We start from the raw sequence: 13577 nt of genomic DNA, 5'->3' as shown, positions 1-13577 counted from the left end.
GCGGGATGCGGGATGCTGCGAGACCGGCGGTATGCGGGATGCTGCGAGACTGGCGGTATGCGGAACGAACAGATTTTCTCGGTCCACGGCGACGCGGAGCTGCTGGCGCGGGCCGGACACCTCCTCGAATCGGCCCGCACCGAGTTCCTGTGCGCCGCCCGCACCCTGACGACGTGGCCCCGGCCGGCGACGTGGACGGACCCGGGCCCGGACTTCACGCCCCGGAAGCTGCTCACCCCGGCGGCCCTCACCGACGAGGCGACCAGGGATCACCTGCGGCTGGTGCTGGGCGCGGGTGCCCAGGTGCGCATCACCGACGCGGAGCTCCCGCACGAGACGATCATCATCGACCGCCGCGTCATGATCCTGGCCGGCCGCGAGGCGTCCGCGGGCCGCGAGTACTCCGTGACGACGTCGAAGAACATGATCGACGGCGTCCACTCGCTGTTCGACGCGATGTGGGACCGGTCGGTGGACTACACGACGTACCTGGCGACGGACACCCCGCATCTGAACCCGGAGTCCCGCGCCATCCTGGAGTCCCTGAGCACGGGCCTCACCGACGCGTCGGCCGCCCGCCGGTTGGGCGTGTCCCTGCGGACGTACCGCCGCCGCGTGGCGGACCTCATGGTGACGCTGCAGGCCGCGTCGCGCTTCCAGGCGGGGCTGCGGGCGGGGGAACTGGGGCTGCCGGGGCGATGAGGGCGCGGCGTCATGTCGGGGGTCGTGGGATAACCCTCCGCACATGTGTCGCAGGTGTCGTAGGTGGCGTCACCCCGCCGGGATCGCCTGCGTGATGTTCAGCGCGTTGCCGTCGGGGTCCTGGATGTGGGCGACCCTCTGCCCCCACGGCATGTCCTTGGGTCCGCTGCTGACCGCGCCGCCCAGCGCCTCCAGCCGGCCGAGGGTCTCGTCGACGTCGTCGACACCGATGCTGAGCAGGATCCGCGGCGCCGCCCCCTCCCCCGGGTCCGGCTTGGTCACCAGACCGAGGTCGGTGTCACCGATGCGCAGGCCGAGGTAGAAGACCGGGCCTTCCGCCGGCACCCGGAAGATCTCCTCGGCGCCGAACAGGTCCGTATAGAACCGGCGCAGGACATCCTGGTCGGCAGTCAGGATCACGGGCTGGATGGTGGACATGGCACTCCTGTCGAGAACGGTCGCGTCACTGATCGGACCGTTCACGAACGGAGAACTCATCGGCGAGCCCGGGATTTCCGGGGACGTGCGTGGCGGTGGCCGGACGGCGTCCCGGTCAGCCTGCCGTGTCGGCGCCGCGATCAGGGCAGGCCGCTACAGCTCGTAGTCCTCGGCCAGAGCCTCCCAGGGGATGGCGCGCAGCGTGGCATCCGCGTCCTCACCCGCCGGCGCCTCCGGGGCCGCCCGGAACCAGGCCACGGCCAGGACGGAGCCGGCCATCGCCGTGGCGAGCGGTGCGGAGCGGGAGCCGGCCGTGCACACCATGGCGACGAACTGGGTGGTCGTACGCCGTGACCCACCTGGTGAACTGGCCGGCCGTCGCGCTGTACTACCTCCCTCCGGAGGACCGCAGGGCCTTCCTGGAGGCCTGCGCCGGGGGGGTCCGGCGGAGAGGAGTCCGGCGGAGGAGGGCCCGGCGCCGATCGCAGCGCTGCTGCTCCGGCACGCCGCGGTCGCGGTGGAGATGGGCGATTTCTGCCGCGCGTTCCAACGGGAGAGCCGGACGGTGCCGCATCCGCTGGGGGCGATGAGCCGGATGGCGTGGGGCGGGTCCGCATACTCGGTGGGCAACCTACGTCCCGCAGCGATCGTTGGCGGAATGCTGCCGGCGAAGATCTGGGACGCCGATACCGCCCGACGCTGTGACGCGCCCGGTTCCAAAGTGCGCGCGCCCGGGGTACTGGAACCGGCCGTGGACCGTCTCGCCCAGCTCGCCGGCGGCGGGCGAGCGCTTGTGTTCGCCTTCGGGACCGGCCGCCGTAGCCGTCCCGCTCGCGGAGCGACGCGTACCCGTCACCGGCATCGAGTTGTCGCTTCCGATGGGCGGGCATCTGCGTACCAAGACCGGTGCGGGAGCGATCCCCGTAATCATCGGCGACATGGCGACCACGACCACGCCCGGGGAGTACGGCCTCGTCTACCTCGTGTACAACACGATCTCCAACCTGCTCACGCAGGATGAACAGGTGCGGTGCTTCCGCAACGCGGCCCGCCACCTCCCCCGGCGGCCGGTTCGTGATCGAACCCTGGGTACCCGAGCTGCGCAGGCTGCCGCCAGGGCGGACGGCCACCGTCCGAAGTCGGAACCCAGCTGCATCGGCCTGGACACCCACGACGTACTCCACCAGCACGTCGTATCGCACCACTTCAGCTTCGACGAGACGCAGCAGGCACGGTTGCTCCGCGGCGCCCGGCGTACCGCACGTCGGCGTACCGGGCCGCTGATCCGGCCGGCCTTGCAGCAGCTGCTGGACGCGATGTCCGAAGCGCCTGCGTTCATCCGCAACGGCCGCCTCGACACGCTGGCCACCAACCGGCTCGGCAAGGCCCTGCACTGACCGCTGTTCCAGGACACCGCCCGGCCGGTGAACATGGCCCGCCACCAGTTCCTCAACCCTGGCACGGCCCAGTACATGACTGAACTGGACCAGCAGAGAGCCGCAGCCGCAGCCCTGTTGCGCACCGAGATCGGCCGGGGCCCCTGCAACCGCGATCTCGGCGACCTGGTCGGTGAACTCTCCACCCACAGCAAGGCCTTCCGTACCCTGAGGGCCGCCCATGACGTTCGACCGCACCAGGCCGGTCTCGAACGCTTCCATCACCCCGCCGTCGGCGACCTGCTCCTCGCCTTCGAGGGCCTGCCGTCCCCCGGTTCCAGCCTCACACCCACCGCCATGAGCGCCGAACCCGGCACCCCGTCCTACGACGGTCTCCGCCTCCTGGCCAGCTGGGCAGCCACCCTCGACGACGCCGAGCCGAACACACCCGACCCCGCCCCGCCCCGCCCCGCCCCGCCCCGCAACGAACACAGCGCATACCGCGACGTCAAGCCCCCGGCGGCGTCTTCCGGCATGAGACAGCCTGGGTGGACCCCTGCGATGAGGGGTACTGGCGGGGACTCTCGCGAAAGCCGCGCCACACCTAGGCTGGGAGACATGGACAACCGGGCAGAAATCCGCGCTTTTCTGAAATCCCGCCGCGACAAGGTCACGCCGGAGCAGACCGGTCTGCCCGTGTACGGCAACCGTAGGGTTGCGGGGCTGCGCCGCAGCGAGGTCGCGATGCTCGCCGGGGTGAGCGTCGAGTACTACACCCGTCTGGAGCGCGGCAGCCTCGGCGGGGTATCCGACGCTGTGCTGGACGCGCTCGCCCGGGCCCTGCGACTGGACGACACCGAGCGCGGCCACCTGTACGACTTGGCTCGCGCCGCGCGCACGGGTGCTGCCCGTGCGCGGCGGGGCGCCCCGCCGCGCACGGCGGTGCGGGCGGGGGTGGAGCGCATGCTGCTGGCGATGCCGACCCTGCCGGCGTTCGTCACGAACCACCGCTTCGACATCCTCCTCGCCAACCCGCTCGGGCGGGCCCTGTACGCACCGGTGTACCAGGACACGACCTGTGACAGGAACACGGCCCGGTTCTGCTTTCTCAGCCCGGCGGCCCGGCAGTTCTACGTCGACTGGGACCAGATCGCCCAGACCGCTGTCGGCGCGCTGCGGGTGGCGGCGGCCAAGGATCCCTACGACCGGGAGCTGTCCCATCTCATCGGTGAGCTGTCGACCCGCAGTGATGCCTTCCGGGTGATGTGGGGCTCCCACGACGTGCGGGTCTTCCGGGACGGGGCGAAACGCTTCCGCCATCCGGCCGTTGGCCAGCTCGACCTCGACCACGAGACGATGTTCCTGGCCGCCGACGACCGGATCGGCGTCGCCGTCTACAGCGCGGTGCCCGGCAGCGCCGCCGAGGACAGCCTCAAGCTGCTGGAATCCTGGGCCGCCACCGCAGAGAGCCCGGCGGCGGCCGAAGCCGACACCGACCGCTGAGAACCCGCCCGGGCGAACGGCTCCCTTCGCCGTCCGTCGGCAACCACGAGCCGGAGCCGCTGAACCTGGTCAGAGATGTGCTCCCGCTCCCGCACACGGCCTGCCGGGCCGAGGACCACTCCCACGCAGCCACGCCGGTCAGCTCCCTCCGCAGACCGTCGGCCGCGCCGCGCAGGTACGCGTCGACGGCATCGGAGAACGAGCCGGCCCGGCAAGGAACTGACAGCCCGATCGTCATCAACCTCTGTGCGGAGAGAGACCGGATTCGCCGTGACGACCAGCACCCCCTGTCTCGGACTCGACAACGGTTGCATCCGTGCCGGCGCTCGGCCTCGGCGTGTTCCGCAGCGATGCCGACGAGACCGCGGCGGCCGTCGGGACGGCGCCGCGCACCGGCTACCGCCTGATCGGCACTGCCGCCGCCAGCAACGGGCGCCAGGTCGCGAGGGCATCGCAGCCCCTCAGATCAGCCGCGCGCGGACCCGTTCGTCACCACCAAGCTGTGGACCACCGACTACGGCTTCGACCAGGCACCGCACGTTTGACGCGAGCCTCGCCGCCTAGGCCGGTTCGTTTGGATCACTTCCGCTAGCCGGGGTCGTCGTTGATGATGTCCGTGTGACTCACCGCATCAGCGCTCTGATCTCGGCCTTCGGCGTCCTTGCCAGCGTGATGCTGGTCGTTGCGGGCGTTCGTGAGTACCGCCACGGGGCCTCGATCCTCTGGCTCGTGGCTGGAGCCGTGATCTTCCTCAGCGCTTCGTACACGCTCGTACGGGACGTGCGGCGGCTCCGCACCGGGCCGACCGCCTGACAGGGGCGCCGTTCAGGCCAGCACCGCCAGTCGTTTCGTGTGTGCCGTTGACTGACGCGCAGTGGGAGCGAATCAAGCCGTTGCTCCCAGATCGGACACCCTGGCGGGGTGACCGGTGGCGGGACCACCGAGAAGTGATCGACGCGATCGCCTGGAAGTTCCAGACGGGATCGCAGTGGATCCACCTCCCGGAGAAGTACGGCAACTGGCGAGGCGTCTACAACCGGCTGCGGATACGGGCCTTCGACGGCACATGGGAGCGGGTGTTCACCGCGCTGGTCGCACAGGCCGATGCCGACGACGACCTCAACCGGGTTGTCTCGGTGGACTCCACCATCGTGCGCGCGCACCAGCAGGCGAACCGGCAGATCACGCCATCGGCCGGTCCCGCGGCGGACTGACCACAAACATTCACCTGGCCTCCGATGCCCTGTGCCGGCCGCTGGCCTTCGCGCTCACCGCCGGACAGGCCGGTGACGCACCTGCCTTCACTCACGTCATGGCCCGCCTTCGCGCTCCTCGACGGCGAGGACGGCCCCGAACCAGGCCGGATGTGGTCCTGGCCGATAAGGCGTACCCCTCCCGCGCGAGCCGCGAGCACCTGCGCAAGCGCGGTATCCGGGCGGTCATCCCAGTTCCGGCCGATCAGCGCGGCCACCGGCTGCGGCGCCGCAGCCGGGACGGCAGGCCGCCCGCCTTCGACCGTGAGGCATACACGCAGCGCAACACCGTCGAACGCTGCATCCACCGCTTGAACCAGTGGCGAGGCATCGCCACCCGCTACGAGAAGACCGCGACCATCTACCTGGCCGGACTCCATATCGCAGGCATCTTCCTCTGGCCAGCCCGATGATCCAAACGAAACGACCTGGGTCTCGACTACGTCGACCTGCATCTCCCGCACCAGCCGGTGCCCGCGCGGTACAACGACACGATTGCCGCCTACCGGGCCGCGGAACGCATCCGCAGCGCGGGCCGGGCCCCACGCATTCGGCGTCTGCAATCACGGTGAGCAGGAGCTCGACACGCTGCTCGCCGCCACGGATGCGGACCAGGCGGTCAACGAGGTCGCGCTCAGGCCACACTTCACACAGTGCGACCCGCGGGCAACGGACAGGGACCTCGGCGTCATCACCCAGGCATGGTCACCGCTCGGCGGCGTCAACGTCTACGAGCCAGCCGATCCGAACGCAGTGAAGAACCCCTCGAGAGTCCGACCATCGCCGCCCTGGCAGAAAGGTACGGGAAGGCCGCCGCGCAGATCATCCTCCGTCGGCATCTCCAGGCAGGACGCTCCGCGATCCCGAAGTCGGTCAAGGAGCACCGCGTCCGGGAGCACTTCGGCGTGTCGGACGTCGAACTCACCGAGTCCGAGGTTGCCCTCCTGACCGAGGCGCTGGACCCCCGTGCGCGGCGGCGCGGATCCGGCTCACCACGGTGAGACCGGCTCGACGTACTTCGTGGACAACAGCTGAGCAACCGCGCGTCCTACCAAGGGGTTCGTCCTGACATCCGTCCCGCTGCCCGGCGTACTCGTACGCCGGGCAGCGCTGTGAGCTGCGCGTATGCGGGTGGGGGTCCCTGCGCGTACCCCTCACAGCGCGGACTCCCCCCTGGCCGCGGAGCGCGGTTGCATGGTGAGTGCCGCACTTCTGCGGCCGTCCCCGACGCAAGGTTTTTCTTCCCTCATGTCTTCGAAAGAGAAGTCCGGCCCGCTGCCGTTCGTCGTCTGTCTGCTGGGCATCGGTGCGTTCCTGATGGGCACCACGGAGTTCATCATCGCGGGCATCCTGCCCGAGCTCGCCACCGACCTCGGGGTCGGTGTCGCCCGGGCGGGGCTGCTGATCACCGCGTTCGCGATCGGCATGATCGTCGGCGCCCCGGCGATGGGCCTGGCCACGCTGCGCCTGCCCCGCCGCTCCACTCTGGTGCTGACCCTGACCGTGTTCGCCGCCGGTCACGTGATCGCCGCGCTCAGCTCCTCCTTCACCGTGGTCCTCGCCGCCCGTGTGCTCAGCGCGCTGGCCACCGGCGCGTTCTGGGCTGTCGCCTCGGTCGTGGCCACCACCGCCGCGGGTCCGGCCGCCAGTGCCCGCGCCCTGGGCGTGATGGTCAGCGGCTCCGCCCTGGCCACCGTGATCGGCGTGCCGATCGGCACCTGGGCCGGACAGGCTGTCGGCTGGCGCGGCACGTTCTGGGGCCTGGCCGTCCTGGCCGCTGCCGCGGCCCTGCTGATCAGCCGGTTCGTCCCCGCCGACGAACAGCGCGCCACCGTCTCCGTCCGATCCGAGTTCACCGCGCTGCGCCAGGGAAGGCTGTGGCTGTCGATGGGCGCCACCGCCCTGATCACGGGCGGCGCCATGGCCGCCTTCAGCTACATCGCTCCCCTGCTCACCGACCGGACCGGTATCTCGGCCGGAACGGTGCCGCTGGTCCTGATCGGCTACGGCATCGGCGCCCTGACCGGCACCAACCTCGGCGGACGGCTCGGTGACCGCAAGCCGCTGACCACCGTCACCGGCGCCGCGATCGGCGCCGCGCTGATCCTGCTGCTGCTGATTCCGCTGTCCCACTACACCCTACCGACCATCGTCCTGGTGGTGCTGCTGGGCATGACCGGCATGGCCGTTCCCCCGGTCGTCACCTCCCTCGCGGTGCGCTTCGCCGGCACCGCGCCCACCCTCGCCGCCGCGCTGGCCGTCTCCTCCTTCAACATCGGCATCGCCGCCGGCTCCTGGATCGCCGGCAGTGCCCTGGACTCCTCCCTGGGCCTGACCGGACCGGCCCTCGTCGGCACCGTGATGGTCATCCTCGCCCTCGCGCCACTGGCCGCCCTCGGCGCAATCCGAGCCACCCGCACCACGGCACCCCGCACACCCGTGGCCACCGAATCCGGGCCCGAAGCGGGCACCCCGCACGAGAGCGAGACCCACCCCGCGGCTCGCTGAACCACCCGCAGGCTTCCGTGGCACCAGCCACGCGCCCTGCCTATGCTCCACACAACAACCGAAAGGGATACACATCCATGCAATACCGCACTCTCGGTCATTCAGGCCTCGCCGTGTCCAAGCTGGCGCTCGGCACGATGTACTTCGGCAGCCAGAACACCGAAGAAGAGGCCTTCGCGCTGCTCGACGCCTTCACCGAGGCCGGCGGCAACCTGCTCGACACCTCGAACGTCTACTCCGGCAGCCTCTCCGAGCAGATCATCGGCAGCTGGCTGGCCGCCCGCCCCGCCGAGGTCACCGACCGGGTGGTGCTCACCTCCAAGGGCCGCTACACCACGGGGCCCGACGTCAACGACCTCGGCCTGTCCCGCCGCCACCTCACCCGCGCCCTGGACGCCTCCTTGCAGCGCCTCGGCGTGGAGACGATCGACCTCTACCAGATGCACGGCTGGGACGCCCGCACCCCTGTCGAGGAGACGCTGTCCTTCCTCGACGACGCGATCCGCGCCGGAAAGGTCCACTACGCGGGCCTGTCGAACTTCACCGGCTGGCAGCTCCAGTTGACCGTCTCCACCGCCAAGGCGATGGGCGTCCACGTCCCGCTCACTCTCCAGCAGCAGTACAGCCTGCTCTCCCGCGAGAGCGAATTCGAGATGGTCCCCGCCGCCCTGCACAACAACATCGGTCTGCTGCCCTGGTCCCCGTTGGCCGGCGGTTTCCTCACCGGCAAGTATCGGCGCGGCACCACCCCCGCCCGAGACACCCGCGCCGGCTCCGACGACCAGCTGTACCAGTACGTGTCCGGCGAGTACGCCGCCGTCGACCGCAACTGGGCCACCATCGACGAAGTCGTCCGCGTCGCAGGCGAGACCGGCGCCACCCCCGCCCAGGTCGCGCTGAGCTGGATCGCGGACCGTCCCGGCGTCACCGCACCCATTTTCGGCGCCCGCACCCTCGAGCAGCTGAACGACAGCATCGCCGCAGCCGACCTCGCCCTGGACGAGGAAGCCACTGCCGCACTCGACAAGGTCAGCACCCCCACACCCGGCGACTACCCCTACGGCGCCTTCGGCGTCAGCCAGCGCGACCGCCGCCTCCAGGGCGGAGACCAGGCGCTCGGCGACCTCGTCGGACAAGGCTCCGACCACCCGCTCGGCCGTCACTGAACACGCCGTAGGGGCATTGGTCGTCAACCACCAAGAGACCCTGACAGAAGCCTCGCATGGTGTGACTGCCGACTTGGACGCTCGCAGGGTTGTTCGTGGGGAAGGGAGAGTCACGTCGTGGACCGCCTCGAAAGAACTTTGTTCGCTGATAGAGCCGTTGTCGCCCCTCTGCTTTCGTCCCGATGTTCCGACCGGCCGGCCCGGTCCCGAGCCGGCGTCGTCACCGCACCGTCGACACTGCCGTCCTGGAGCACCGTCGGCGTCCCGTCCACCAGCACCACCACCTCGGCCAGGTCCCCGTCGGCGGAGCGTCCCATCCACACGGGGTAGGTACTGTCGCTGGTCGTCGCGAAGGCTGCCGGTTCGCCGCCCGAGGCCTCGTCCTGAGCACGCAGGAGGTGCATGGAGTCGGGGATGTCCTCCCCGGCATCCGGCTCCCCCTGGACAAGGTGTCGCTCGAAGAGTTGGTGGAGCGGCTCCCGGGCGCCGGCATCTGCGAAGCAGCCGGTCGCGCCGTCGGTATCGAAGCCGAAGATCTCGTTCTTCCCGAGTAGGCGGGGGCCGTCGTCCGGTCCGGGACCCATCTCGCACGAGGCGGCAGGGGTTTCACTGACGCGTAGTCGGACCGCTGTGGTGTCCGTGCGGGTGAGTTCTGGCTCCACTCGCAGTCGTAGCCGACATGGACCCGAGCTTCTTCGAGTACGTACTCCCCGGGCGGGACGGGGACCGTGATGGCGGGCCGGTCGTCGGAGGGGCCGTCCGGTCCGGATATGGCCGACAGGCCGCTCGGCACGCGCGGAGTCCCAGACCGGCGCGGCTCCGCGGCGGTCATGAGGCGGGCGGCCGGAGGGGCGTCGTGGTGGGGCGTGGGTGGACGTGTGCCGGAGGGCGGTAGGTGTCGCGCCCCCGCCGGGCTCCGGCGGCGGGCGCGAGGTGTTTCTGTGTCCGTACGGGGGGTCAGAGGCCGTCGGCCGGGCGGTCCGTTGTGTCCGCTTCCTCGCTCTGGACCCGGATCCGACCGCGGAGGGCGGCCTGGCCGATCGCCGTCGTCAGGCTGCGGCAGCCGGTGAACGGTGCAGGCCGTTCAGCGCGGCTCGCGTCACGGCGTTCCGCGCAGGTCCGCAGGCCCTCGGCGTGCCACTGGATGCTGGTCTGCTCCCAGCTGCTCTTACGGGCTTCCACCTGCGCCCCGCAGGCCTCGCAGGAAACGGGGACCATGGGGGCGTCGAGAAGCCTGTTGTCCGGCCGGGGCGCCATCAGACCGAACCGCTCGCCGGTGTCGCGGTGGCATTCTGCTGGGCGAGGTTGGCTTCGATCTCGGCCCGCCACGCCTCGTTCGGGCGGGTGGTGTCGATCTCGAACTCGAAGCGGTCGGTCATCTCGTCGCGCACCTCGCCGGCGTCGACGTAGAACTGCTCGTACCAACGGCGCAGTTGGTAGACGGGGCCGTCCTCCTCGCAGAGCAGGGGGTTGTCGATGCGAGCCTTGTTCCTCCAGATCTCGACGTCCTGCTCGAATCCGATCTTTATGAACTCGCCGAGTTTGTCAGCCACTTCGTCGGCGCTGTCACCCATGTGGTCGGCCTTGCGCACGATGATGCCGTACTGGAGGACGAACGAGTTCTCGTCAACCGGATAGTGACAGTTGATCAGTACCGAGTTCGTGTCGCCGTCGGCGTAGTGGTAGGTGAGGTCGTCGATCATGAACGACGGGCCGTGATAGGTCGCCAGGGAGGTCTGGCCCAGCATCTTGGGGGCGCCGCTGCCTTCCGCCTGGGGCCTGCGCACGTCCTCCCGGCCGACGCCCTTCATGAGCTGGGTGGCGGTGTGCCCTTCGAAGACGTTCTTGAAGTACGTGGGGAACGAGTAGTGCACGTAGAAGAAGTGCGCCATGTCCACGACGTTGTCGACGATCTCGCGGCAGTTGGAGCCCTCGATCGTGACGGAGTACCAGGACCAGTCGGTCCACTCGTCGCTGGTCGCGCCCTCGATCCTGGGAACGGTCACGTCCTCGGGGGGCGGGTTGCCCTCCGGGTCGTTCCAGACGAACAGCAGACCGTCCTGCTGGAGGGTCGGGTAGGCGGCGGTGCGTGCGCGCATCGGGACGCGGCGGGCGTAGGGAATGCGGGTGCAGCGGCCCTCGCCGCTCCAGCGCCAGGAGTGGAAGGGGCAGGCGACGTCGTCGCCCTCCACGGTGCCGCGGGAGAGGTCGCCGCCCATGTGGCGGCAGTAGGCGTCGAGGACGTTGAGCTTGCCGTTCCTGGAGGCCCAGACGACCAGCTTCTGTCCGAAGGCGCGCACCGTGTGCGGTGTGCCGTCGTCGAAGCCGTCGGCGAGCCCCAGGCAGTGCCAGCCGCGGGCGAAGCGGTTCGGGACGGCGTCCGCCTCGATCGTGCGGACTTCGGGCGAGGTGGTCATCTGTGGCCTTCCCTTCCACCGAGGCTGTGCTCGGCACGGTACGGGGCGGGTGGGCGGCCCGCGCCTGTCGTGGTGCGGCTCCTGCCGGGGGTGGTGCGGGTTCCGGGAGGGGCGTCCCGTACGCCCTGTGGTGGTGCGGCTCCTGCCCGGTCCGTTGGCCGGCCGTTGCGGGGCTGCGGCGGGCGGACCCGTCGCGGTCGGCGCACGGGCGGTCCCCGGTGGGCCGGCCGACGGTGATGTCTCCGTGAACGTACGGCGCCCGGCGTCCCGCCGGATCCCCGGTCCCACTCAGCGGTATCCCGGTGGGAAGGGTGGGTGCGGCACGGTCACGGGCGCCGATGGGCCGGACGGCCCCGAGGCGTTGTCGTGCCCCGAGGTGCGTTCACCCGGTCCCCCGGAGCCAGGCCTCAGGTTCCCGGACGGGTCGGGCTCGGCCCCCGACCGGCCGGGCGCTGACCCCGGACGGGTCGGGCGCTGACGTCGCCGGAATCCCGGCCGGGGCGCCGCCGGCTCTTGCCAGGGCGGCTGCCGCGCCGTACGGGCGGTGGCGGGTCAGGCGGACATGTCGGCTGTGGCCCGGGAGGCGAAGAGCATCGCCGTGCCGAGGGGGATGCCCGGGCCCGGGTAGAAGGGGCCGGTGAACGACGCGCTGGTGTTGCCGGCCGCGTACAGGCCAGCGATGGGGGTGCCGTCCTCCCGGAGGACTCTCGCCGACGTGTCGGTGACGAGGCCGCCCTTGGTGCCCAGGTCGGAGAGCACGATCCGGGCCGCGTAGTAGGGGGCCTCGCGCACGGGCCGCAGCACGGGGTCGCCGAACCAGTGTCCGAACTCGTCGGCCTCGCGGGCGAACTCCTCGTCCTTGCCGTTGTCGGCGAAGCTGTTGAAGCGTGCCACGGTGGCGGTGAGCCGGCCCGCGTCCACGCCGAGGATGCCGGCCAGTTCCTCCAGGGTGTCCGCCTTCACCAGGGTGCCGGAGTCGAGGTGGGCCGAGGGGTCGCCCCATGGGGGCTGGGTGACCGCCGGGAGCCTGCCGCCGGTACGGGAGTCGTAGACGACGAAGGACGGGGTGCGGTCCGGTTCGGCCTGGATCTCCCGGCCGAACCGGTCGTAGGGCAGGGACTCGTTGGCGTAGCGGGAGCCGTTCGCGTCGACGACGAGGCCGCCGGTGAAGCCGCAGACGAAGGCGGGCCGCCCGTCGGGCATCCGGACGCCCGGGCACCACCAGCCCTCGTGCATCAGATCGGTGGCCGCGCCGAGCGCCACCGCCGCCTCGACGGGTTCGCCGAGGTTGGTGCCGGCCGGTGCCATGGAGCAGTCGGAGCGGCCGGGGACGCCGTGGACGCCGCGCAGGCGTTCGTTGTGCTCGAATCCGCCGGCGGCCAGGAGGACACCCCTGCGGGCGCCGATACGGATGCGTCTGCCCTGCCGGGTGGCGAGGATCCCGGTGACCCGTCGGGGTGTGGCGGCGAGTTCGTCCATGACGGTGTCCGTGGTCACGGCTCCGTGCCCGGTGCGGTGGTACGCGAGCAGGAGGCGGCCGATCAGTGCGCGTCCGGCGGTCAGCGGGGCCGACGTGTCGTGGTCCTGGCCGGCGCGGTCGCGGTCCAGTGGGGGGCGGATCAGGGCGAGCAGGTCGTCGCCCAGTTCGGCCGGGTCGAGGGCCCGGGGGACGAAGGAGCGTCCGCCGGGCACCCTGCCGGGACGCTCGTAGTAGTCGGGGAACGCCTGGAACGTGAAGGTGAGCGCCGGGTCCTGCTCCAGTCGCTCGACCAGGGCGGGGGCCTGGGCGAGGAAGGTCTCCAGCTTCGCCTCGGCGCTGTCGTCCAGCAGCGCCCGCAGGTAGGTGCGGGCCGACTCGGTGGAGTCGGGGACGCCGTCGCGGCGCTGGACCGGTGAGCCGGGCAGCCACATGGCGCCGCCGGAGTAGGAGCTCGTTCCGCCGAGGCGGCCCGTCCGCTCCACGACGACGGTGTCCAGGCCCGCGCGGGCGGCCAGGTAGGCGCCGGTCAGCGCTCCGCCTCCGGATCCGACGACGATGACGTCGTACTCCTCGTCCCATTCCTGTTCGTGCGTCACGGTTCGGCCTCCCGCACTCGCCGGTGCTCGGCGTTCGTAAGGTGTTTCGCCGGTGTGTCCTGCGGGCGTCAGGAAACCCCCGGTCGGCGTGGTGTGCCGGCCCTGGTCCCACTGAGCAGTACGTGGGGGTGCGCGGCG

Annotated in this window: 12 protein-coding genes and 3 pseudogenes; 9 read left to right on the top strand and 6 right to left on the bottom strand. The window is 70.9% G+C overall.

Annotation, left to right across the window (positions count from 1 at the left end):
- Positions 1-57 precede the first annotated feature (57 nt).
- Complete coding sequence (locus ACFVS9_RS32530) at positions 58-702, top strand: DNA-binding response regulator (protein WP_389938325.1); 645 nt, start codon at positions 58-60, stop codon at positions 700-702.
- Between the two features lie 69 nt (positions 703-771).
- Here the strand turns inward: ACFVS9_RS32530 and ACFVS9_RS32525 are convergent, their stop codons facing one another.
- Together ACFVS9_RS32525 and ACFVS9_RS32520 are read right to left on the bottom strand one after the other, a co-directional pair.
- The gene (locus tag ACFVS9_RS32525; protein ID WP_383117935.1) at positions 772-1140 is read right to left on the bottom strand and encodes a VOC family protein; all 369 of its coding nucleotides are present in this window, start codon (positions 1138-1140) and stop codon (positions 772-774) included.
- A 153-nt stretch (positions 1141-1293) separates the two neighbouring features.
- Positions 1294-1464: a hypothetical protein gene (locus ACFVS9_RS32520; protein ID WP_389938322.1), complete on the bottom strand. Its 171-nt coding sequence runs from the start codon at positions 1462-1464 to the stop codon at positions 1294-1296.
- Between the two features lie 334 nt (positions 1465-1798).
- On the opposite strand from ACFVS9_RS32520, the pseudogene ACFVS9_RS32515 reads away from it, so the two are divergent.
- From ACFVS9_RS32515 to ACFVS9_RS32480, 8 genes and pseudogenes are all read left to right on the top strand, one after another.
- A pseudogene (locus tag ACFVS9_RS32515) lies at positions 1799-2396 on the top strand (class I SAM-dependent methyltransferase); the annotation flags it as partial.
- Positions 2376-2909 (top strand): annotated as a pseudogene (locus ACFVS9_RS32510) (transcriptional regulator); the annotation flags it as partial. The pseudogenes ACFVS9_RS32515 and ACFVS9_RS32510, both read left to right, overlap by 21 nt.
- A 141-nt stretch (positions 2910-3050) precedes the next feature.
- Positions 3051-4019, top strand: coding sequence for a helix-turn-helix transcriptional regulator (locus ACFVS9_RS32505; protein WP_389938354.1), 969 nt, complete (start codon positions 3051-3053; stop codon positions 4017-4019).
- Between the two features lie 618 nt (positions 4020-4637).
- Positions 4638-4832 (top strand): hypothetical protein, encoded by a 195-nt coding sequence (locus ACFVS9_RS32500; RefSeq protein ID WP_389938319.1) that lies wholly within the window; start codon positions 4638-4640, stop codon positions 4830-4832.
- Between the two features lie 41 nt (positions 4833-4873).
- A pseudogene (locus ACFVS9_RS32495) lies at positions 4874-5685 on the top strand (IS5 family transposase).
- 288 nt (positions 5686-5973) lie between these two features.
- On the top strand, positions 5974-6273 hold the full coding sequence (locus tag ACFVS9_RS32490; protein ID WP_389938316.1) for an aldo/keto reductase: 300 nt from the start codon (positions 5974-5976) through the stop codon (positions 6271-6273).
- Positions 6274-6520: 247 nt separating this feature from the next.
- Complete coding sequence (locus ACFVS9_RS32485) at positions 6521-7780, top strand: MFS transporter (RefSeq protein WP_389938313.1); 1260 nt, start codon at positions 6521-6523, stop codon at positions 7778-7780.
- 77 nt (positions 7781-7857) lie between these two features.
- Positions 7858-8946: an aldo/keto reductase gene (locus tag ACFVS9_RS32480; RefSeq protein WP_383117940.1), complete on the top strand. Its 1089-nt coding sequence runs from the start codon at positions 7858-7860 to the stop codon at positions 8944-8946.
- A gap of 110 nt (positions 8947-9056) precedes the next feature.
- Here the strand turns inward: ACFVS9_RS32480 and ACFVS9_RS32475 are convergent, their stop codons facing one another.
- The 4 genes from ACFVS9_RS32475 to ACFVS9_RS32460 all read right to left on the bottom strand — a co-directional run bounded on the left by ACFVS9_RS32475 (position 9057) and on the right by ACFVS9_RS32460 (position 13439).
- Entirely contained in the window at positions 9057-9608 is a 552-nt protein-coding gene (locus ACFVS9_RS32475; protein WP_383117941.1) for a DUF4241 domain-containing protein, read from the bottom strand.
- Between the two features lie 295 nt (positions 9609-9903).
- Complete coding sequence (locus ACFVS9_RS32470) at positions 9904-10203, bottom strand: ferredoxin (RefSeq protein ID WP_389938310.1); 300 nt, start codon at positions 10201-10203, stop codon at positions 9904-9906.
- A complete protein-coding gene (locus ACFVS9_RS32465; RefSeq protein ID WP_389938307.1) occupies positions 10203-11363 on the bottom strand; it encodes a Rieske 2Fe-2S domain-containing protein in 1161 nt (386 codons plus the stop codon). Before ACFVS9_RS32465 ends, ACFVS9_RS32470 begins: the two co-directional genes overlap by 1 nt.
- A 552-nt stretch (positions 11364-11915) precedes the next feature.
- Positions 11916-13439 (bottom strand): FAD-dependent oxidoreductase, encoded by a 1524-nt coding sequence (locus ACFVS9_RS32460; protein WP_389938304.1) that lies wholly within the window; start codon positions 13437-13439, stop codon positions 11916-11918.
- Positions 13440-13577: the final 138 nt, after the last annotated feature.

This window comes from Streptomyces sp. NPDC058008, assembly GCF_042886395.1.
Taxonomy (GTDB): Bacteria; Actinomycetota; Actinomycetes; order Streptomycetales; family Streptomycetaceae; genus Streptomyces.
The sequence above is the reverse complement of the archived record's forward strand: the minus strand, read 5'-3'. Positions and strand labels throughout refer to the sequence as shown.

Bases quoted from the DNA above. Each gene is read 5' to 3' on its own strand.
- ACFVS9_RS32480 (WP_383117940.1), top strand. From the start codon at position 7,858: ATGCAATACCGCACTCTCGGTCATTCAGGCCTCGCCGTGTCCAAGCTG.
- ACFVS9_RS32505 (WP_389938354.1), top strand. From the start codon at position 3,051: ATGAGACAGCCTGGGTGGACCCCTGCGATGAGGGGTACTGGCGGGGAC.
- ACFVS9_RS32525 (WP_383117935.1), bottom strand. From the start codon at position 1,140: ATGTCCACCATCCAGCCCGTGATCCTGACTGCCGACCAGGATGTCCTG.
- ACFVS9_RS32520 (WP_389938322.1), bottom strand. From the start codon at position 1,464: ATGGTGTGCACGGCCGGCTCCCGCTCCGCACCGCTCGCCACGGCGATG.
- ACFVS9_RS32465 (WP_389938307.1), bottom strand. From the start codon at position 11,363: ATGACCACCTCGCCCGAAGTCCGCACGATCGAGGCGGACGCCGTCCCG.
- ACFVS9_RS32530 (WP_389938325.1), top strand. From the start codon at position 58: ATGCGGAACGAACAGATTTTCTCGGTCCACGGCGACGCGGAGCTGCTG.
- ACFVS9_RS32470 (WP_389938310.1), bottom strand. From the start codon at position 10,203: ATGGCGCCCCGGCCGGACAACAGGCTTCTCGACGCCCCCATGGTCCCC.
- ACFVS9_RS32485 (WP_389938313.1), top strand. From the start codon at position 6,521: ATGTCTTCGAAAGAGAAGTCCGGCCCGCTGCCGTTCGTCGTCTGTCTG.
- ACFVS9_RS32490 (WP_389938316.1), top strand. From the start codon at position 5,974: ATGGTCACCGCTCGGCGGCGTCAACGTCTACGAGCCAGCCGATCCGAA.